18 protein-coding genes and 1 tRNA gene are annotated in these 19,228 nt (G+C 69.3%); 5 read left to right on the forward strand and 14 right to left on the reverse strand.

The features are described from left to right. Positions 1-53 precede the first annotated feature (53 nt). The 12 genes from AB7F93_RS12005 to AB7F93_RS12060 form a co-directional block, all read right to left on the reverse strand. Positions 54-1,214 (reverse strand): acyl-CoA dehydrogenase family protein, encoded by a 1,161-nt coding sequence (locus AB7F93_RS12005; RefSeq protein ID WP_428303148.1) that lies wholly within the window; start codon positions 1,212-1,214, stop codon positions 54-56. Between the two features lie 28 nt (positions 1,215-1,242). Next, complete coding sequence (locus AB7F93_RS12010; RefSeq protein WP_428303149.1) at positions 1,243-2,928, reverse strand: N-acyl-D-amino-acid deacylase family protein; 1,686 nt, start codon at positions 2,926-2,928, stop codon at positions 1,243-1,245. A gap of 112 nt (positions 2,929-3,040) precedes the next feature. After that, positions 3,041-3,535 carry an aromatic-ring-hydroxylating dioxygenase subunit beta gene (locus tag AB7F93_RS12015; RefSeq protein ID WP_428303150.1) on the reverse strand — a complete coding sequence of 165 codons (495 nt, stop codon included), beginning with the start codon at positions 3,533-3,535 and terminating at the stop codon, positions 3,041-3,043. Continuing rightward, the gene (locus AB7F93_RS12020) at positions 3,532-4,905 is read right to left on the reverse strand and encodes an aromatic ring-hydroxylating oxygenase subunit alpha (RefSeq protein ID WP_428303151.1); all 1,374 of its coding nucleotides are present in this window, start codon (positions 4,903-4,905) and stop codon (positions 3,532-3,534) included. The genes AB7F93_RS12015 and AB7F93_RS12020 overlap by 4 nt, the downstream gene beginning before the upstream one ends. 127 nt (positions 4,906-5,032) lie before the next feature. After that, entirely contained in the window at positions 5,033-5,839 is an 807-nt protein-coding gene (locus tag AB7F93_RS12025) for an alpha/beta fold hydrolase (protein WP_428303152.1), read from the reverse strand. Between the two features lie 11 nt (positions 5,840-5,850). Further along, positions 5,851-7,104, reverse strand: a complete 1,254-nt coding sequence (locus AB7F93_RS12030; RefSeq protein WP_428303153.1) for an LLM class flavin-dependent oxidoreductase — start codon at positions 7,102-7,104, stop codon at positions 5,851-5,853. Between the two features lie 187 nt (positions 7,105-7,291). Beyond that, positions 7,292-8,734 carry a magnesium transporter gene (mgtE, locus tag AB7F93_RS12035; RefSeq protein ID WP_428303154.1) on the reverse strand — a complete coding sequence of 481 codons (1,443 nt, stop codon included), beginning with the start codon at positions 8,732-8,734 and terminating at the stop codon, positions 7,292-7,294. A gap of 197 nt (positions 8,735-8,931) precedes the next feature. After that, positions 8,932-9,906: a hypothetical protein gene (locus tag AB7F93_RS12040; protein ID WP_428303155.1), complete on the reverse strand. Its 975-nt coding sequence runs from the start codon at positions 9,904-9,906 to the stop codon at positions 8,932-8,934. Further along, positions 9,903-10,655, reverse strand: a complete 753-nt coding sequence (locus AB7F93_RS12045) for a type III pantothenate kinase (protein ID WP_428303156.1) — start codon at positions 10,653-10,655, stop codon at positions 9,903-9,905. Before AB7F93_RS12045 ends, AB7F93_RS12040 begins: the two co-directional genes overlap by 4 nt. Further along, entirely contained in the window at positions 10,639-11,634 is a 996-nt protein-coding gene (locus tag AB7F93_RS12050) for a biotin--[acetyl-CoA-carboxylase] ligase (protein ID WP_428303157.1), read from the reverse strand. The genes AB7F93_RS12045 and AB7F93_RS12050 overlap by 17 nt, the downstream gene beginning before the upstream one ends. Positions 11,635-11,665: 31 nt before the next feature. Then, a tRNA-Arg gene (locus AB7F93_RS12055) sits at positions 11,666-11,739 on the reverse strand. A 65-nt stretch (positions 11,740-11,804) separates the two neighbouring features. Beyond that, positions 11,805-12,512, reverse strand: coding sequence for a cytochrome b/b6 domain-containing protein (locus AB7F93_RS12060; protein ID WP_428303158.1), 708 nt, complete (start codon positions 12,510-12,512; stop codon positions 11,805-11,807). 172 nt (positions 12,513-12,684) lie between these two features. On the opposite strand from AB7F93_RS12060, the gene AB7F93_RS12065 reads away from it, so the two are divergent. From AB7F93_RS12065 to AB7F93_RS12075, 3 genes are read left to right on the forward strand one after another with little or no spacing between them, the layout of a single operon-like run. Beyond that, entirely contained in the window at positions 12,685-13,806 is a 1,122-nt protein-coding gene (locus AB7F93_RS12065) for a glycosyltransferase family 4 protein (RefSeq protein WP_428303159.1), read from the forward strand. Further along, positions 13,793-14,542 carry a DUF2334 domain-containing protein gene (locus AB7F93_RS12070; RefSeq protein ID WP_428303160.1) on the forward strand — a complete coding sequence of 250 codons (750 nt, stop codon included), beginning with the start codon at positions 13,793-13,795 and terminating at the stop codon, positions 14,540-14,542. Before AB7F93_RS12065 ends, AB7F93_RS12070 begins: the two co-directional genes overlap by 14 nt. Then, positions 14,539-15,531, forward strand: coding sequence for a lysylphosphatidylglycerol synthase transmembrane domain-containing protein (locus AB7F93_RS12075; RefSeq protein WP_428303161.1), 993 nt, complete (start codon positions 14,539-14,541; stop codon positions 15,529-15,531). Before AB7F93_RS12070 ends, AB7F93_RS12075 begins: the two co-directional genes overlap by 4 nt. Positions 15,532-15,656: 125 nt before the next feature. On the opposite strand, the gene AB7F93_RS12080 is transcribed toward AB7F93_RS12075, so the two are convergent. Both AB7F93_RS12080 and AB7F93_RS12085 read right to left on the reverse strand, forming a co-directional pair. Next, entirely contained in the window at positions 15,657-16,622 is a 966-nt protein-coding gene (locus AB7F93_RS12080; protein ID WP_428303162.1) for a dihydrodipicolinate synthase family protein, read from the reverse strand. A 34-nt stretch (positions 16,623-16,656) separates the two neighbouring features. Beyond that, entirely contained in the window at positions 16,657-17,619 is a 963-nt protein-coding gene (locus tag AB7F93_RS12085) for a dihydrodipicolinate synthase family protein (protein WP_428303163.1), read from the reverse strand. Positions 17,620-17,831: 212 nt separating this feature from the next. On the opposite strand from AB7F93_RS12085, the gene AB7F93_RS12090 reads away from it, so the two are divergent. Together AB7F93_RS12090 and AB7F93_RS12095 are read left to right on the forward strand one after the other, a co-directional pair. Beyond that, positions 17,832-18,548, forward strand: coding sequence for an SDR family NAD(P)-dependent oxidoreductase (locus AB7F93_RS12090; RefSeq protein ID WP_428303164.1), 717 nt, complete (start codon positions 17,832-17,834; stop codon positions 18,546-18,548). Positions 18,549-18,620: 72 nt separating this feature from the next. Then, positions 18,621-19,196 carry a YajG family lipoprotein gene (locus tag AB7F93_RS12095; RefSeq protein WP_428303165.1) on the forward strand — a complete coding sequence of 192 codons (576 nt, stop codon included), beginning with the start codon at positions 18,621-18,623 and terminating at the stop codon, positions 19,194-19,196. Positions 19,197-19,228 lie beyond the last annotated feature (32 nt).

The raw sequence follows: 19,228 nt of genomic DNA on the forward strand, positions 1-19,228 counted from the left end.
CGGGACGCCGTTAGCGGCCTGCATGACGGCGCCCACCTGACGCCGCCTGTTGATCAGTACGAGCGCGGCATGCCCAGATCGTGCTGCGCGACGGTGTTCAGCACCATCTCGTCGCTGACCGGCACCATGCGCGAGCCGCGCAGGTTGCGATACGCGCGCTCGACGCCGGAATCGGCGATGTAGCCGGCGCCGCCGAGCGTCTGGATGGCGCGGTCGGCGGCGTGCAGGGCGGCGTGCGTGGCGGCGTGCTTGGCGATCACCGTGGCGACGCCCGCCTCCTGGCCACGGTCGAACAGCCACGCTGCCTCGTAGACCTTCAGGCGCGCGCATTCGAGCTCGATACGCGCCTGCGCCAGCGGGAACTGCAAGCCCTGGTGCGTGGCGAGCGGCACACCCCACACCGAGCGCTCGGTCGCGTACTGCACGGCCTTGCGGATGAGGTAGTTGCCAGTGCCGACGTTGATGGCGGAAATCACCAGTCGCTCCGGGTTCAGCACCTTGTAGAGCAAGCGCCAGGCGTTGCCCTCCTCGCCGACCACGTTCTCGGCCGGGATCGGAAAGTCGTCGAAGAACACCGCGTTGGTGTCCATGTAGTTGGTGCCCATCTTGCGAAACGGGCGGTACTCGATGCGCTCGCTCGGCAGGTTGCCGAGCAGCAGCGTCAGGCCCGCCATGCGGTTTTTCTCGTCACGCATGGCGGTGCGGCACAGCACGGCGATGCGCCTGGCGACCGCCATGTTGGAGATGTAAACCTTCTGCCCGCGCACCAGAAAGCGGTCGCCCTCACGGCGGGCGAAGGTCTTGATGTTGGTGACGTTCGAGCCCGAGTCGGGCTCCGTGAAGGCGCCCGTCCACAGCTCGCCGCGCGCCAGCGCCGGCAGGATGTCCGCTTTCTGCTGCGGCGTGCCGCCCTTGTCGATGAGGTAACCGCCGAACACCGGCCCGGACACGAACACGCCCGCGCCGTCGCCGGAGCCGGCCTCGGCCAGCGCCTCGGCGGCGATGCACAGCTCCAGCAGGCCAAGCCCGCTGCCGCCGTACTCGGTGGGGATGGTGGTGCCCATCAGGCCCTGCTCGGCGAGCAGGTTCCAGAACTCGAACGGGTGGCGGTGTTCCTGGTCGATGGCGTTCCAGTACGGGTCGCCGAAGTCGCTGCCCAGGCGCTGGCACAGGTCGCGCAGCGCGCGCTGGTCTTCGGTGTAGTCGAAGTTCATCGCGCCTCCCCTACCCGCCGGCGCCCGGTCAGGCGTCGTAACTGCGCAGCATGCGCCCCGGCCGGGCGCCGTCGCGGTAGCCGCCGTTCTCGAACAGCACCTGCCCGGCGACGATGGTGGCGCGCACGCCCGTCGAGCGCGTGATGAAGCGCCGCCCGCCGCCTGGCAGGTCGTGCGCCCATTCCTTGTCGCCACAGGCCACCGTGGCCGGATCGAAGATCACCAGATCCGCCGCCTTGCCGACCGCCAGCACGCCGCGGTCGATGCCGAAGAACTGCGCCGGGATCGAGGTGAGCTTGCGCACGCCCTGCTCCAGCGTGAGCGCGCCGGTCTCGCGCACCCAGCGTTGCAGCAAATGCGTGCTGTAACCGGCGTCGCACAGCATGTCGACGTGGGCGCCGGCGTCCGACAGCCCGATCAGCAGCCGGTCGTCCTGCACCAGCGGGATGGTGTCGGCGGCGTCGTAGTTGAGCGCGGCCATGTCGAACGTGGTGCGCAGCTCGTCCTCGACGGCAATCTCGACCAGCAGGTCCATCGGGTCGCGGCCGCTCGCGTCGGCGAGCTGGCGCAGGCTCTTGCCGCTCTTCGCGATGCCCGTCGCCTGCTCGCTCACGCCGTCCAGCACGTAGAAGCGGCTCCAGATGTCGCGCCCGAAGGCGGGGATGTTCTTGAGGTCATCCCGGAACGACTGCCGGAACTTCGGGTCCGCGTAGGTGGCGAGCTTCTGTTCTCGGGTGAGACGCATCACCGGCTGCCAGCTCGGGAACACTCCCAGGATGTACGGATTGGCGAGATTGAGCTGAAACCGCAGCGGCCGGCAGGTGGTCTGCGGCACCGCCTTGTCCCAGCCGGTCAGGTCCGCCACGGCGGCCATGCGCTCCTCGTACGAGCGCGGCTGCTCGGCGGCGTTGACCACGGCGAGCCAGGTCACCGGCCGCGTGCTCTCGCGCACCAAAAGTTCCAGAAAATCGTGCTCGTCGTGGCTCACGACGCCACCGAGCTTGAGCGTGAGTTCCACGTTGCCGCGCTTGGCATCGCGCAGCACGCCGCACAGCGCGCGGTGCTCGTCGAGGCTCGCGTTGCGGCACGCCACGGGCTTGCCCAGATACCCCACGTGCACGCCCTCGCGGGTGGTGGAGTAGCCGTACGCGCCGGCCTCAATGGCGCTCGCGAAGGCGCGCGTCATGGCGGCGATTTCGTCCGGATTCGCCGCCCGGTCGAGCGAGGCATCGCCCATCGCGTAGTGCCGCAGCGGCGTCATCGCCACCAGCGGCGCCACGTTGATGCCAAGGCCGCGCCGGTCGAGCACATCCATGTAGTCGCCGAAGTGCTCCCACTGCCAGTCGATGCCGGCGCGCATCACGTCGAGCGGGATGCCCTCGACGTTCACCAGATCCCCCATCAGGAACTCACGCATGTCGGCGCGCACCGGCGCCGCGCCGACGCCGCAATTGCCCATCACGGCGGTGGTCACGCCATGCTCGGCCGACGGGGTGAGCAGCGCGTCCCAGGCGATCTGCGCGTCGAAGTGCGTGTGCGGGTCGACGAAACCCGGCGCCACAACCTCCCCCTTCGCGTCGATGCGCTCGGCGGCCTCGCCGGACACCTGTCCCAGCGCCACAATGCGCCCGTCCTTGACCCCCACGCCGCCGGGGTAGGCCGGCGCGCCGGTACCGTCGACGATGCGGGCGTTTTCGATCAGCAAGTCGTACATGATTGGGCACTCCCGAAGGGGGATGAAGGAACTGTGGGAGCGGCGCCCTCGCCGCGAAGGGTGTAGTGATCACCATTCGGCCCGGGGGCGGGCCTCCCACAGAAGAGCGCGCTCAGACGTGGTACAGGTCGAGCACGGTCGGGATGAAGTCGTTCATCAGCGTGATGCGCTTGCCGGCGATGCGCCAGGCGTCGCCGTCGGCCACCAGCCGGTGCTCGTAGAGGCCGAAAAACGCGCCGACCTGCTTGTTGCGGAAGTAATCGACGCGAAACGACGCGTGCAGCGTCATGCGGCCCGGCGCGTGGTCCAGCAGCAGGATGTTGCTGACCTGATGACACGTCCGCGGCAGCGGCACCGAGGCCGGCGAGGCGCCCGACACGAAGCGCTCGACGCGCTCCAGAAGCCGCCCGTGGCCGGCGAGGTACAGCAGCGAGATTTCGGTCTGCGGGTCGGTGATCTGCGCGTGCTCGCCGACCCACGACGGCGCCCACAGCACGCAGTCCTCGGTGTACAGCGCAAGCCAGTCCTGCCACTGCTGGCGGTCGAGGTAGTAGCCCTCGCGGTAGAGCACCTCGCTGCCGGCGGCGAGCAACTCGGCCGGGCTCATGGCTTCACCGCCACGTCGGCCTGGCCGCGCTGCATCTGTTCGAGCCAGCCCTGGTAGACGCCCAGATACGCCGCCTCGCCCTGGATGCCGATGTTGCCGCTGATGGAGTGCGTGGGCTCGATGCCAACGGCCCGCCCCGCCTCGTCCGGGCCGTCCCGCAGCAGCGCGAGCCCCCGGTGGTACCCCTGGTTCCACTCGACGCTGCGCGCCTGGTCGCCCAGCTGGCAGCGCTCGTAGACCACGGTGTCGTCGGGCGTGGCGACGCCCGTGGCGCTGAAGAAATCCTCGTACTGGCGGATGCGCAGCGCGCGCGCCGCCGCCGGCTCGCCCTTGGGCGCGAGACAAAACGCGTACACCTCGGTCCGGTCCACCGACACCGGACGCAGCAGGCGCATCTGGAAGGTGGCGCTCTCGACCAGCAGGATGTTCGGGAAGATGGCGACCACCCGACCACTGACCATCATGTCGGCCTTGGCCTCGCCGTGGCGTTCGGCCATCTGCTGCCACATGGCATAGGACGGCCGGTCCTCGCGCTTGCCGGCACCGCGCAGCCACATGCCGGCGTGGCCATGCGGGAAGGTGTAGTAGGACACCTCGGCGTCGGCGTTGATGAAACTGTTGAGATCCACCGACCGGTTGGCGTCCTTGCCGGCGCGCTTGACCCGGTTCATCACCATGGTGCCGAAGCTCGCGTGCAGGGTCTTGGCGTGATAGATGTCGAGACAGTTCTCGAACACCATCTTCCAGTTGCCGCCGTAGGTGAAGTTGGCGTCGCCGCGCACCACCTCCAGCCCGTCCGGCGACTGGTCGACCCACGAGTCGATGAACACCGCGGCGCTGCCGAGGTACTCCCGCAGCGGCATGACGTCGGGATTGAGACTGGCGAAGAAGAAGCCGCGGTACTCCTCAAAGCGCGCCACCTGCGGCAGGTCGTGGCTCAAGCCCCGAAACGCGTCCGTGTAGCCGCCGGCGGCTTCATCCGCCACCTGCAGGCACTTGCCAGTGCTATCGAACATCCAGCCGTGGTATGGGCACTTGTGGCGCTGCGTGTTGCCGGCCTGCGTGGTGGCCACCGCGGCACCGCGGTGCGAGCAGTGGTTCAGCAGCGCGCGCACCTGCCCGTCGCCGCCGCGCTGCAGGATGATCGGCGTGCGGCCGACTACGCCGGTGATGAAGTCGTGCGGCTGCGGAATCTGCGCCGCGTGCCCCACGAACACCCACGAGCGCTCGTAGATGTAGCGCATCTCCAGCTCGAACAGCTCCGGATCCCGGAACAGGTCCAGATGCATGCGCAGCACCCCGTCCTCGGGGCGGGCGTCGATGTAGCGGGTGAAATCCCGCAGCGGCCAGTCGCGAACGCGTGCGTCCATCGGTGTCTCCTCGTCGTGTTGTTCATCCGGCTGATGCTCAGCCCAACTGCACTCCTCCCTGCCGAGCCCGCGCTGGCGCGGGCACGCCGGCCAATCCGGGCCGGCGCATCACGTCCTTACCCCCTGTTCACGGCGCCGAGCCACCCTGCGAAGCCAACGCTTGCCAGGTCAGCGCCAGCACATCCGGCAGGCGTTCCAGCTGCACCAGGTGCGAGGCCTGATTCAGCACGTCGAGCCGCGCGCCGGGAATGCTGTCGCGAAACGTGTTGCCGTAACTCACCGGGATCAGGCCGTCCTGCCGCCCCCATACGATCAGCGTCGGCGCCTTGATGCGCGGCAGCCGGCGCAGCAGGCCCTTGTCCGGAATCGGCCACAGGAACTTGGCCGCGGCGTTCAGGGTGCCGAGGCGCTGGATCAGTACCTCCACCTGTTCGTCCACGTCGTCCGGCATGGCGCCGAGCAGCTCGGCGATCGGCGACTTGGGGTCGACCAGCACACGCTGCGCCAGCTCCGCTGAACGCATGGCGAAGATGTCCGGCATCGGGTCGTCGATGTCGAACAGGCCGGCCGGCGCGATGGCGACGAGGCGGCCGACGCGGCTCGGGTCGTTGGCCGCCATCTCGCAGGCGATCATCCCGCCCATGGAATGACCGATGACGTCGGCGCGGTCGATGCCGAGCGCGTCCAGCAGGTCGTAGTAGCACAGCACGAGATCCCACAGGTCGCGCACCTGGCTGATGTCGTTGGATTTCGACGTGCCGGGCAGGAACGGTGCAATCACGCGCCGGCGCTCGGCCAGCGCGTCGAGGTACGGATCCCAGGCCAGGCCGCCGGCGCCGTGCAGAAACAGCAGCGGCTCGCCGCTGCCGGCCTCCAGCGTGTCGATGGCAAGGCGGGCGTTGACCTGATAGGTGTGGATTGTCGGCTCGGCCACTTCGTGCTCCCTCAGGCCGCGCTGCGGCGGGTGTCCGGCGTCGGATCACCGAAGCCGCTCGGCCAGAACGGCCGGTGATCCCACTCGGGCCACAGGTTCCGGATATGCGGCAGCACGCCCTCGGCGAACAGGTGCAGGTTCTTCAGCGTCAGGTGCTGCGGCATGGAACCGCAATGGAACAGCCAGATGAGGTTGCCGACGTGCAGCTCGCGCGCGGCTTCGACAATCTGCTCGCGCACCGTTTCGGGTGATCCCGCGATGATGTAGCCGCTCTCGACCAGCTCCTTCCAGCCGAAGCCCTCGTCCAGGATGGCCTTGCCGACCTTGGCCGTGCCGTCGAGCTGCGAGCGCAGGCCGGCGCGCAACGAGGCCACGGTGCGGTAGCCCGGCGCCTCGAAAAAGCGCGGGTCGATGTGCATGCATTTCGCGAAGAAATACTTGACGTGTTCTTCGTAGTCGATCTGCGCCTGCGCGTCGGTCTCCGACACGCAGATGAACTGCGCGTAGCCGGCCCGGTAGGGGTTGCGGTCCTTGCCGAGCGCGTCGGCGCGGTCCCAGAACGGCCCCATCACCTTCTTGGCGTACTTGTGGCCGAAGAACGACAGGTACGAGAACGAGTAGTCGTTGAGCAGCGAGAAGTCATACGTCTCGACGCTGCCGCCGCCCGGAATCCACACCGGCGGGTGCGGGCGCTGGGCGGTGCGCGGCCAGGTGTTCACGTAGCGCAGCTGGTTGTATTTGCCGTTCCAGGTGAACACCTCGTCCGTGGTCCAGGCCTTCATCACGAGATCGTGCGCCTCGTAATAGCGCTCGCGCATCTCGGACGGGTTGATGCCGTAGACGTAGTTGGTGTCCATGGACGTGCCGACCGGAAAGCCGGCAATGAACTTGCCGCCCGACAGCACGTCCAGCATGGCCATTTCTTCCGCCACGCGAATCGGCGGGTTGTATAGCGCAAGGCTGTTGCCGAGCACGACAACCGAGGTGGTGTCCGAGTGGCGCACCTTGCGCGACAGGATGGACGCCATCAGGTTCGGCGACGGCATCAGGCCGTAGCCGTTGCTGTGGTGCTCGTTCACGCCGACCGCGTCGTAGCCGAGATCGACCGCCGTTTCGAGCGCGTCGAGATATTCGTGGTAGTACTGGTGGCCCTTGCGTGGGTCGTACAGCGTGCGCGGAATGCTCACCCAGACGCTGTCGTATTTCTTCTCGAAATCGGCCGGCAGGTCCTTGTAGGGCATCAGGTTGAAAGCGACCGTCTTCATGGGTACTCCGGCGTCTGGCCTTGCCGCGGCCCAAGGCGTACCGGGTGGCCTGATGCCACCCCGGCCTGGCGCGATGTTGATTGTTTGGCGCGTGCCGCGGGCTGCCGCGGCGCTTCCTAAACGACTGTATAGCAGATGGCGCCCTTTTCGCGCCAGCGCCAGTGCAGGCGCCTTTGCGGCCGCCGCGTTACAGCAGGAACAGCGTTGCGAGACCCAGGAAGATGAAAAAGCCGCCGGCGTCGGTGAGCGCGGTGATCATGACCGAACCGCCGAGCGCCGGATCACGCCCGACACGCAGGCGCAGCAGCGGAATGGCCACCCCGGCGGTGGCCGCGAGCAGCAGGTTCAGGGTCATGGCCGCGGTCATCACCACGCCGAGCCACGGGTTGCTGTACAGCACCCACGCCAGCACACCCAGCAGACCGCCCCACAGCAAGCCATTCACGCTCGCGACGCCAAGCTCCTTGCGCAGCAGACGCTTGAAGGCGTCCGGCGACACCTGACCGGTGGCACTCGCGCGCACGATCATGGTGATGGTCTGATTGCCGGAGTTGCCGCCGATGCCGGCCACGATAGGCATGAGCGCGGCGAGCGCCACCAGCTTTTCGATCGACCCCTCGAACAGACCAATCACGCGCGACGCGACAAACGCCGTCACCAGATTCACCGCCAGCCACGACCAGCGGTTGCGCACCGAGTCCCACACCGAGGCAAAGATGTCCTCGCCCTCGCGCAGTCCGGCGCGGGCCAGCAGCTCGGCCTCGCTCTCCTCGCGGATAAAGTCGACCACGTCGTCCACCGTGAGCCGGCCGACCACCCGCCCTTGGCCGTCCACCACCGGCGCCGAGATCAGGTCGTAGCGCTCGAAGGCCTGCGCGGCCTCACTCGCGTCGTCCGCCGGCTCGAAGCTGATCACGCCCTCGCGCGTCATGACCTCGCCGACCGTCTGCTCGGGGTCGTTGATCAGCAGCGCTTCGAGTGACAACAGGCCTTTCAGATGCGCCTCGCGGTCCACCACGTACAGCGCGTCGGTGTGGTCCGGCAAGGTTTCGAAGCGGCGCAGGTAACGCAGCACCGCCTCCAGGCTCACGTCCTCGCGAACATTGACGAGATCAAAGTTCATCAGGGCGCCGACCGAATCGTCGGCGTAGGACATGGCGGCGCGCAGCTGCTCCCGCTCGGTCACGTCGAGCGACTGGAACACGTCGTCGATCACGTGCGCCGGCAGGTCCGGCACCAGGTCGGCCAGCTCGTCGGCGTCGAGCGACTGCGCCGCGGCACGCAGCTCGGCCGGGTCCATGACCTCGATCAGCGACTCGCGGATCGCGTCCGAGACCTCGATCAGGATCTCGCCGTCGCGCTCGGCCTTGACCAGATCCCAAACGAAGCGGCGGTCTTCGAGCGGCAGCGCCTCCAGGATGAAGGCGATGTCAGCCGGGTGCAGGTTATCGAGGAGATGCTGCAGCCCCGCCACGTGCTGCCTGTGCACGAGCGTCTCGACCAGGTCATGGCGCGGCATTTCCTGGCGGTGGACCAGGTTCTCGACCAGCCGGTGCCGGGCCAGCAGCTCCTGCACTTCGCGCAGGTGCTGCTGCACGTCGTCGGCGGCGGGGCTCGCGGGTTCGATCATGGCGGCGCGCACCGGGTCAGGGGCGACGCCAACGCGGACGGTCGGCGCACGCCGCCGGGGGGACAGGCGGGGCCGCCATTATGCCCGCCGAGGCGCGGCCAGTCGCCGCGCAGAAGGCGCACACGTGCGCTCGTTACGACGCGCGCGAGGGTCGGGCACGCGCCGCAACGCAGTGCCCACCCAAGGTCAGCGACCCGCTACGGACAAGCTTCCAGACGCACGCCGGCGCCCACCAGCGTGGCGCGGGCCGATTCCACCGACGCCGCGGACGCCTTGACCTGCCAGCGCTGGCGCGCCGCCTGGGCGTAGCGTTCGGCGACGGTCGCCTCGACGCCCTTGGCGGCGAGCTCCCGCTGGCGCCGCCGCGCGCCCTCGGCTTGCCCGTACACGCCGAGCGAGATGATTACGTCGGGGGTGGCGCCGACGCGGTACCAGTCCTTCACACCGCCGGACTTGAGCGCCTGCTCGACCTTCGCCACGGCGCCAGGTGCGCCGCGCCAGTACACCCAGTAGCGCGGCCGGAGCGAGGACTTGAGGTCCGCCGGCGCCAGCCCGGCCGTTTGCAAGGCCCCTGCAATGCGCTCCCGGGCGTCCGGCGCGAACTCGGCGGTGCGATAACACGCGACGCCATCGGGCGTCCCGGCAGCAGCCCTTGACGTGCCGGACGGCGTCGCCGGCGCCGCAACAGTTGCCGGTGCCGGCACCGCGGTCGCAGCGGGTTTGATCGGCGTTGACTCTGGCGTTGGCTCTGGCTTCGGGGCCGGCGGCAGTGCGGCGGGCTCGGTGGCGCCGGCGGACGGGGGCGCGGACGAAGCTGATGGTGCCGGCGGTGCCGGCGCGACGCCGTCATCCACCGGCGGGACTGCCACGGCGGTATCCGGGTCGTCCTCGACCTTAGTCGCTTGCGGTGCATCGCCAGGTGGCGCAGCGCCCTCGGCCGCGGCGGGTGCCGACTGCGACAATGCCGGCGCGGGGGATTGCGGCAACGCATCGTCTTGCGCGCCGATCCGCGGCGGCGGAGATGGCAGCTCGCTGAGCAGTTCAAGGCGCTTGGCGGCCAGCGCGGGCGGCGGCGCCGCGGGGCGGGATGCCGCCGGCACCGTGACGCCGGCAAGCCACAGCGCCGCGGCGACGCCATTGAGCGCCAGCAGCGACCAGAGCATCAGTCTCATTCCGCCCCCTGTTCGAGTATTCGCGCCAAGCCTTCGAGCACCAGGTGCGGCGCGTGCAGCGCCTCCCCCGGCAACACCGCGGCGCCTGCGACCACCGCCGCATCGCCTCCCGTCAGCCACACCGTTGCCTGCGGCAGACGCGCGCACCAGGCGCGCACCGCGCGCTCGATGCCGCCGAGCGCCGCCTGCCAGGCACCGCCCGCCACCGCGCTCGCCGTGTTGTCGGCGGCAATCTCGGTGGTGAGGTCGGCATCCGCCGCCGGCAACCCCGTGCGGGCGTAGAACGCCTCGGCCATCATCCGCGGGCCGGGCATGATTATCCCGCCAAGGTGCTGTCCGTCGTCGGCAAGACCATCCACGGTCACGGCCGACCCGCAGTCCACGACCACCGCGGCCCGGCCGGGCTGGCGCGCCTCAACGCCGACCAGGGCCGCCCAGCGATCGAACCCAAGCCGCGCCGGCTCCCGATACGCGTTGCGAACCGCCCCACAGCGGGCACTCGCCACCGGCACGCTGACCGGGCAACCCCACCGCTCGCGCAGCGCCTGCTGCAGGGCATCCAGCAGCTCGCCACGGGCGACAGCAGCAATGGCGACCCGGCGCGGCGTCGGCAATCCGTCCAGCACGCTCGCGCAAAACCGCGCCGCATCCTCGCCGCGCCACACGGCGCCATCCGGCGCGGTGAGCAGGCCCTGCCCCCAGCCGGCCCACTTGAGGCGGCTGTGGCCAAGATCAAACAGCAGGTCCATGCGCCGGCCTGACGGTGACTTCCCCACCCCACAGCGCGCGCCGCTGCCCGTCGCAGTCCACCAGCAGCGCGCCGTTCGGGTCGACGCCGCGCGCCACGCCGGCAATGCGCTCGCCGGCCCAATCCACCTGCACGGGTCGACCGGCGAGCAGGTCGAACCGCGCGTAGGCGTCCTGCCACGGCGCCAGGCCCTGCATCGGATAGCTCGCCATCAGCTCGCCGACCACCGTCAGCAGCTGCGCCGCGAGCGCGGTGCGATCCCAGGCGCGTCCGCTGACGCGCGCGAGGCTCGTCCACGGCTGGTCGATGACGCCATCGTCGGCGCGCTCCATGTTGACGTTAAGACCCACGCCGACCACCGCCCAGCACGGGCCCTGCGTGTCCCCTTGCAGCTCGATCAGGATGCCGGCCAGCTTCTGGCCACCGCAGAGCAGATCGTTCGGCCACTTCAGGCCGAGGCCCGGCACGCCCAGCGCAGACAGCGCCTGCGCCAGCCCGGCGCCGATGGCAAGACTCAGCCCGGCCAGCGCGGCCGGGCCGCTGTCGCAAGCCTGCGCGACCGACAGATACAGATTGCGCCCGAACGGCGAATGCCAGGACCGCCCGCGCCGGCCGCGCCCGGCGCTCTGGTGCTCGGCAAGACACACGCCCCCGCCCTGACCGGCGCCGATGCGGGCCAGCAGATGCGCGTTGGTGGAGGGCAGCGAATCGAAATGCAGCAGCGGCTCGCGGCCAACCGCCGAGCCCGTCAGCAGGCTGTGCAGACGCGGCAGGTCGATCAGATCAAGCCCGTCCACGAGGCGGTACCCGCGCGGGCGCTGCGCCTGCACATCCACGCCGAAGCGCGTGAGGCCCTGCAGCTGCTTCCACACCGCCGCGCGGCTCAGACCCAGCTGCGCCGCGAGCGCCGTGCCCGAATGCCAGCCGCCGTCGGCCAGCCGGCGCAGCAGGGCAAGACTCGTGGCAGAAGGCTGCGACATGCGGGGGCGCGGACCGGATCGACGAGGGGCGTGCCCCGAACACGATTCGAACGTGTGACCTTCCCCTTAGGAGGGGGACGCTCTATCCATCTGAGCTACCGGGGCGACGATGGTGCCCGACGGGCGCGCGGAACCTTACCCGAAGCCGCGCGGGCCCGTCCACCGGCCGCTCAGGCTGGCAGTTCGACCAGCGCCCAGACGGCAGCGGCGGCCACGGCAAGGCACAGCGCAGCGCGCCACGCGGGCGCCATCGGCCCGACCCGATCTCGATAATGGCCCGCCGGCTTGCGCCCGGTGAACATCGCCTTCAGAAGGTTGTCGCCACGCCACAGATACAGCAGCACGGCCGCCACGTGCAGACCCACCGCGCCGAGCAGCAGGTTGAAATTGAACTTGTGGATGGCGGTGAGCAGACCGCTCACGTCGCCGGACACCAGCCGCGCCAGCGGACCTTCGTTCACGATGTCGTCGTTGGCGAACAGCCCGCTGCCGGCCTGCACGGCCACCAGCGCCAGCAACGCCAGCACCATCCAGCCGCCGAGCGGGTTGTGGCCAAGGTAGTGCTGGGGGTGGCGGCTGAACCAGGCGCGCGCGTACGCCCACACGGCGCGCGGCCCGCGCACGAAGCCGCCAAACCGCGCGCTCCCACTGCCCACCGCACCCCATAGCAGGCGAAACAGCAGCAGCGTCAGCACCGCGTAGCCGCAGCGCATGTGCCAGTGCATGTAGTCGATGCCGGCCTCGGCCGTGGCCCAGGCGGCGGCCAGCAACACCACCAGCAGCCAGTGGAACCCGCGCACCGGCCAGTCCCAGACCGCGTGGTAGGCCGGCGAGGTCGCCGTGCGGCCGCTCTGCGAGGGTGGTTTACCAGTCGTCATCCGCTTGTCCGCCGCATGAGGTAGGGTGCTTGCCGATCGGCTGCCGCGCGGGCGTGCCGCAGCGCCCACGCGGCCACCCGATTATGCCCAAGGCCTGGGAACCGACCGACCGCCACCGCACTCCAAGCCGCATGCCGACGACCACGCGCGCCGCGCCGAGGATCACCCCCGCGTGCACCTAGCCGACATCACCATGTTCTACGCGCCGACCAGCGGCGGCGTGCGCAGCTACCTCACCAACAAGCACCGGTACCTGTCGGGCCAGGCGGGCATCCGGCACAGCATTCTGGTGCCGGGCCGGACCGCCGCACACGACGGTGATGTGCATACGCTGCCCGCCCCGCCAATCGGCTGGACCGGCTACCGGGCACCACTGCGCGGCGCCGCATGGACGCGGGCACTGTGCGGCCTGCGACCGGACCTGATCGAAGCCGGTGACCCGTATCGGCTGGCCTGGGCGGCGCTCGATGCCGGGCAGCGCCTTGGCGTACCGGTGCTCGGCTTTTACCACTCGGACCTGCCGCGGTTGATCGAGGCAAGATTCGGCGGCCCGGCGCGGCGCCTTGCCGAGCGCTACGCGCGTCGGCTTTACGGACACTTCACCGAGGTACTGGCGCCCAGCCGCGCCATGGCAAAGCGGCTGCGCGCGATCGGCGTGGAGCGCGTCGCGGTGCAGCCGCTCGGCGTCGACACGCGCGCGTTTCACCCACAGCGTGCCGATCCCGCGCTGCGCGAGCGCCTCGGCGTCGCGATCGGCACGCGGCTGCTCGTGTTCGCCGGACGCGCGGCGCGCGAGAAAAACCTGCCGCTGCTGCGCGCAGCGGCACGGGCGCTCGGGCCGGGGTATCACCTGCTGCTGATCGGACCCGGCATGCCGCAGGGCCGGGATGGCAACGTGACGGGCATCGACGGCTTCATGCCGACCGACCGGCTGGCAGGCCACCTCGCCGCCTGCGACGCCCTCATCCACGCCGGCACGCAGGAGACGTTTGGCCTCGTGGTGCTGGAGGCCATGGCGAGCGGCCTGCCGGTGATCGGCATGCACGCCGGCGCAGTGCCGGAGCTGGTGGTCCCCGGCACCGGTGTGCTGGCGACGGTCGCCACTACAGAGGCGCTGGTCGACGCGACGCGCGCGCTGTTCAGCCTCGACAGTGCCGCCATGGGGCGACGCGCGCGCCGTCACGTCGAGGACCGCTACGCCTGGGCGCGCACTCTGGCGACGCTGGTGTCGAACTACCGCCGCGTGCTGGGCGTGGCGTCGCCAGGCCCTTGGGTGTGGCATGCCGGCCCCTGACGGGCCGCGCGCCGTATGCGTGGTGCTGCACGATGTGGCGCCACAGACCTGGGATCGATACCAGCCGTTCGTGACGTTCGCGGACAGCCTTCGCGTGCCGCTGACGCTGCTGGTGGTGCCGGACTTTCATCACGCGGGCGACCTTCGCCGGCACCCGCGCTTCGTCGCGGCGATCAACGCGCGCCTCGCGCGCGGCGACGAGATTGCCCTGCATGGGTACTTTCACGCCGATGATCAGCCCGCGCCGCGCAATCCGGTCGACTTCTTCATGCGTCGCGTCTACACCCGCGAGGCGGAGTGCTACCGCCTCGACGCCGCCGCGGCGCGCGAGCGGATACAGCGGGGACTCGACCTGTTCGCGCAGTTCGGCTGGCAAGCAGCGGGCTTCGTGCCGCCGGCGTGGCTACCCGGCGCGGGCACGCGCGCCGCATTGATCGGATTGCCGCTGCGCTACACCAGCACCCGCACCCGGCTCATCAACCTGCGCGCCGGGCGCAGCCACCCGGCGCCCGGACTCACCTGGAGCGCCCGCAGCCCATGGCGCCGCAGCGCCTCACAGCTTGTAAACTGGGCCCTCCGCTGCCGGCATCGCGATGCGCCTGTGCTGCGTCTTGGCCTGCATCCAGTCGACATGGACCACGCCCGCGTCCAGCGCTTCTGGACCGACACGCTCGCCCAACTGCTCACGCACCGCACGGCGCTCACCAAATCGACCTGGCTGGACCTGGCCACTTGAAACGCACGTTCCTGTTGATTGCGCTCGCGCTGGCCGTGGGCGCCGCCATCCCCTTGTTCATCGGTGGCCAGGCCCTGCTCCCGGAACTGCGCAGCCTGCCGGCCGAGGTGTGGTTGGTGGCGCTGGGATCGGTGGCGCTCGGCTGGTGCATCAACGCCACGCGCCTGACGTTGGTGCTGGGCGGCCTCGGGCAGAAGCTGTCCCTGCCGCGCGCCGTGGGCAAGGTGATGGCGATCGAATTCGCCACCAATGCCACCCCCGCCGGCAGCGGCGGTGCGCTCGCCTACGTGTACCTCGTCGCCCAGCGCGGCCTCAGCAGCAGCCACGCGGCGGCCATGTATGCGCTGGACCAGGTGCTGGACCTCACCTTCTTTCTGGCGGCGCTGCTGGTGATCGCCCCGCTGCTGCTGGCGGGACCGAGCGAACCGCACCTCGGCTGGCAACTCGGCACGCTGCTGACGCTGCTGCTCGGCGGCTGCGTGCTGCTGTGGCTGATGGTGCGCGATTACCGGCGCGTGCTGCTGTGGGCGGGGCGCATGCTGCACCACCTGCGCATCTCGGTCGCCCGACGCCGCCAGTTGGCGCGTTGGATCCTGCGCTTCAGGCATGGCGTCGGCCTGTTGCTGGGGCTCGCCCGCTGGCGCCTGGCGCTGGTGTATGTGCTGTGCGTGTGCCACTGGGTGATCCGCTACAGCATCCTGTTCTGGATCGTGCGTGGTCTCGGTGAGCGGATACCGTGGTCGTACCTGTTCCTGACGCAGATGCTGAGCTTCAGCGTCGGTCAGGCGGCGCTGCTGCCGGGCGGCAGCGGGGGGGTTGAGCTCGGTTTCAGCGCACTGCTCGCGCCGTGGCTGCCGGCCGCCACGCTGGCGGCGGCGCTGATCGCCTGGCGGTGCGCGACGTATTACTGGCTGCTGCTGGCGGGCTTGGGGCCGTTTGTAGTGCTGATCGGGCGGCGGCTGTGGCAGCAGGACACGCCCGCGACCTGATCCCGCTGACGCCGAGCCATGGTCGAGCGATGGTCGAGCCATGGTCGGGCACAAAAAAACCCGGCCCCCGCATTACCGGGGACCGGGTTTCGACTACCGAGTCAGGCCCTGCTCAGGCCACGCCGTCAGACCACGCCGAGCTCGCGCAGCTTGCTGCGAATCTTGTCCTTGAACTCGTCGGAAGCCTCGCGCACCGGCGGCATGATGCGCCCGGCGTTGAGGCCCAGTTCCTCGAACCACACCTTGATGCCGGCGAGCGCCGACGCATACGTGGCCGTCTGCACAACGGTCCACAGGAACACGTCGCCGTAGAACTCGCGCACCGGGTTCAGCTTGTCGGACACGGCGCGGGCTTCTTCCCACTTGCCTTGGGCCGCCAGCTTGCGGTACTCGGTCACCAGCGGGCGCAGCTTGCCGTACAGGATGTAGGACAGCTCGCCCCACACGACCTGCCCGCCCAGGCGCAGGTCCTCCAGGAACACCGACTCCAGCGGATCGGACACGATGAAGTCCTTACGCAGATCCTTGCGCAGCTTGAGGGTCTCGGCGCGGATCAGATGGCCCTGCTTGACCGCGACACAGGTGTCCAGATCCGCCAGACGGCGCATCAGGTCAAAGCCCAGCACCTTGCCCGACACCGGCGTGCGGTACAGGCAGACCGCCAGGTCGCTGCGGTCGGTGAGGTACTTGAACCAGTCGAAAATCTCGTCGTCGGTGCGCAGTTGCACCACCGGGTTGATGACCTCGGCGCCCTCGAAGCCGAGCTTCTCGACGTAGTCCATCTTCTCCAGCGCCTGGTGCACCGACGGGTCGAGAATGATGGTCCACAGCGGAATCTTGCCGCGCGCGGCCTCGGCCACCACCTGGTGGTACTTCAGCCACTCGCGCAGGGTGACGTTCCAGCACTCGGCGATGAACCCGCCGACCACCAGACCCTCGACGCCCATGTCGATGAACTTGTCGATGTTCTCGCGCAGCTTGGGGTAGTCGAACTGGAAATCGTCCCCGACCGGGCTGACCGGGCACATGTAGAAGCCCTTGACCTTTTCGGTCGCCCAGGCTTTGGCGTCTTTACGGCTGTAATCGAGCATGACAGTACTCCTTCGAAGTTGACGGGCGACCGGCTCAGACCAGGCCCAGTTCCTTGACCTTGGCGCGGATGTAATCGGCGCGCTCGTCCGACACCGGCCTGACCGGCGGGATCATGCCGCCGGCCTTGAAACCGAGTGCATCGAACCAGACCTTGACGCTCGCCACCGCGCCGGCGTAGGTCGCCGTGCGAACGATTTCCCACAGCAGGATTTCGCCCAGGAACTCGCGCACCGGATCCAGTTGCACGGACACCGCGCGGGCCTCTTCCCACTTGCCCTCGGCCGCCAGCGCGCGGTACTGGTCGATGAGGGTGCGCTTCTTGCCGTAAGCCAGATAGGAAATCTCGCCCCAGCAGATCTGCCCACCGACGCGCAAATCGTCCAGGAACACCGCCTCGCTCGGATCCGACACGATGAAATCCTTGCGCAGCTCGTGACGCAGCTTGAGCGTCTCGGCACGGCTCAGACTGCCCTGCTTGACCGCGACGCAGGTGTCGAGATCCGCCAGGCGGCGCATCAGGTCAAAGCCCAGCACCTTGCCGGATACCGGCGTGCGGTACAGGCACACGGCCAGGTTGCTGCGGTCGGTCAGGTACTTGAACCAGTCGAAAATCTCGTCGTCGGTGCGCAGTTGCACCACCGGGTTGATGACCTCGGCGCCCTCGAAGCCGAGCTTCTCGACGTACTGCATCTTCTCCAGCGCCTGGTGCACGGAGGGGTCGAGAATGATGGTCCACAGCGGCAGGCGGCCCTTGGCCGCGTCGGCCACGATCTCGTGGTACTTGTACCAGTCGCCGAGCGTCAGGCTCCAGCACTCGGAGATGAAGCCGCCGATCACCAGGCCGTCAATACCGACCTCGATGAACTTCTCGATGTTGTAGCGCAGCGCCTCTTCGTCCATCTTGCCGTCTTTGACGGGGCTGATCGGGCACTGGTAGAAACCGGTCAGTTTCTTCAGAGCCCAGGTCTTGGCGTCTTTGCGATCGAATTCGAGCATGGCACGCTCCAGGTTGTGCGGTGGCTTGGGGAAACAGAACTTGACTGAGCGGTCGGTTAATGGCGCAGGCGGAGTCCACCACGCCCATTCGATTCGCCGCTGTGCGCAAGAGGGGCGATGATTCCAAAGTTGATCGACCAGCGCAACTTGATGCGGCATGGCACGGGGCCTGACGCGGCGCAGCCACCGCAACGTTCCAGCGAGGCACCCTCATGAGCAACTGGCCCACCGCCGTCATCGTGGGCGCCGGCCCGGGCCTCGGGCTCGCGCTGGCGCGCCGCTTCGCTGGCGAAGGCTTCGCGCTGGCCCTGGTGGCGCGGCACGACGCCACGCTCGCGCCGCTGCGCGAGCAGCTCCACAAGCTCGGCCCACGCCTTAAAAGCTACGCCGCCGACGCCGCCGACCCGCAGGCCGTCGACGAGGTCTGCGACGCCACGCTGCGCGACCTTGGCGAGCCCTCGGTGCTGATCTACAACGCGGGCAGCTATTCGCCCGGCGGCCTCGTCGACATCACGCCAGTGCAGTTCGAGGCCGCCTGGAAGATCGGCTGCATGGGCGCGTTCCTGTTCGCGCGCAGGCTGGTACCGGCCATGGCCGATGCCGGTCGCGGCACGGTGCTGCTGACCGGCGCCACGGCGGCCTGGCGTGGCGGCAAGGGCTTCGCCACGCTGGCGGTGCCGAAGTTCGGCCTGCGCGCGCTGGCCGAGTGCATGGCGCGCGAGTACGGCCCGCAGGGCGTGCACGTGGCGCACGTGGTGATCGACGGCCAGATCGACACGCCGCGCCTACGCGAGCGCGATCCGACCCGCTCGGCACACACGCTGCTGGCGCCGGACGCGATCGCCGAGACCTACTGGCAACTGCACTGCCAGGACGCGAGCGCCTGGACGCTGGAGATGGATCTGCGCCCGGCGGTCGAGCGGTTCTGATCCGCGCGCCGGTTCGCGGCCGGTGGCGGCGGGCGGCACAATAGCCACTCCCCCGCTTTCGGATCGCCATCGATGCCCCGTCTTTCCGTCACCCTGATTGCACTCGCCTCCCTGCTCGCCGCGTGCAGCACCGCCCCGCAGCGGCTTGATCTGAAACCCGCCATCGCCGTGACGGGTCGCAACGTCGGCCAGGGCACGCCGGTCGCCGTGCAGGTCGTCGACCGGCGCGAACTCACCGAGGCGCAGCGCTCGGGCGCCGTCACCGGCGTCGACCCGAACGTGAACGTGGTGGACGTGGTGTACCAGGAGGCGACGCGGGCGCTGGAGCAGCTCGGCTTCGCCGTCGAACCCACCGCGAGCCCGCTCAGCAACACGCTCACGCTGGAATTGCTGCGCATCAACTACGACCTGTCGACTGCCGTGATGAAGAAGACCGTGTTCATCGACGCCGACGTGCGCGCCACGGCCAAGTCCGGCGGCAACAGCTTCGCGACCACGTACCGGGCGCATCAGGAACAGGAAGTGGCCTTCCTGCCGGCGCCCGCCACCAGCCAGCGGCTGATCAACGAGACGCTGTCGAACGCGCTCAGCCGCGCGTTTTCAGACCCGCAGTTGATGGGCGTGCTGACGCAGCGCGGCGCGCCGTAACGGTAGGCCAGTGTGGGAGCGGCGCCCTCGCC

The organism is Immundisolibacter sp. (genome assembly GCF_050250495.1).
Taxonomy (GTDB): Bacteria; Pseudomonadota; Gammaproteobacteria; order Immundisolibacterales; family Immundisolibacteraceae; genus Immundisolibacter.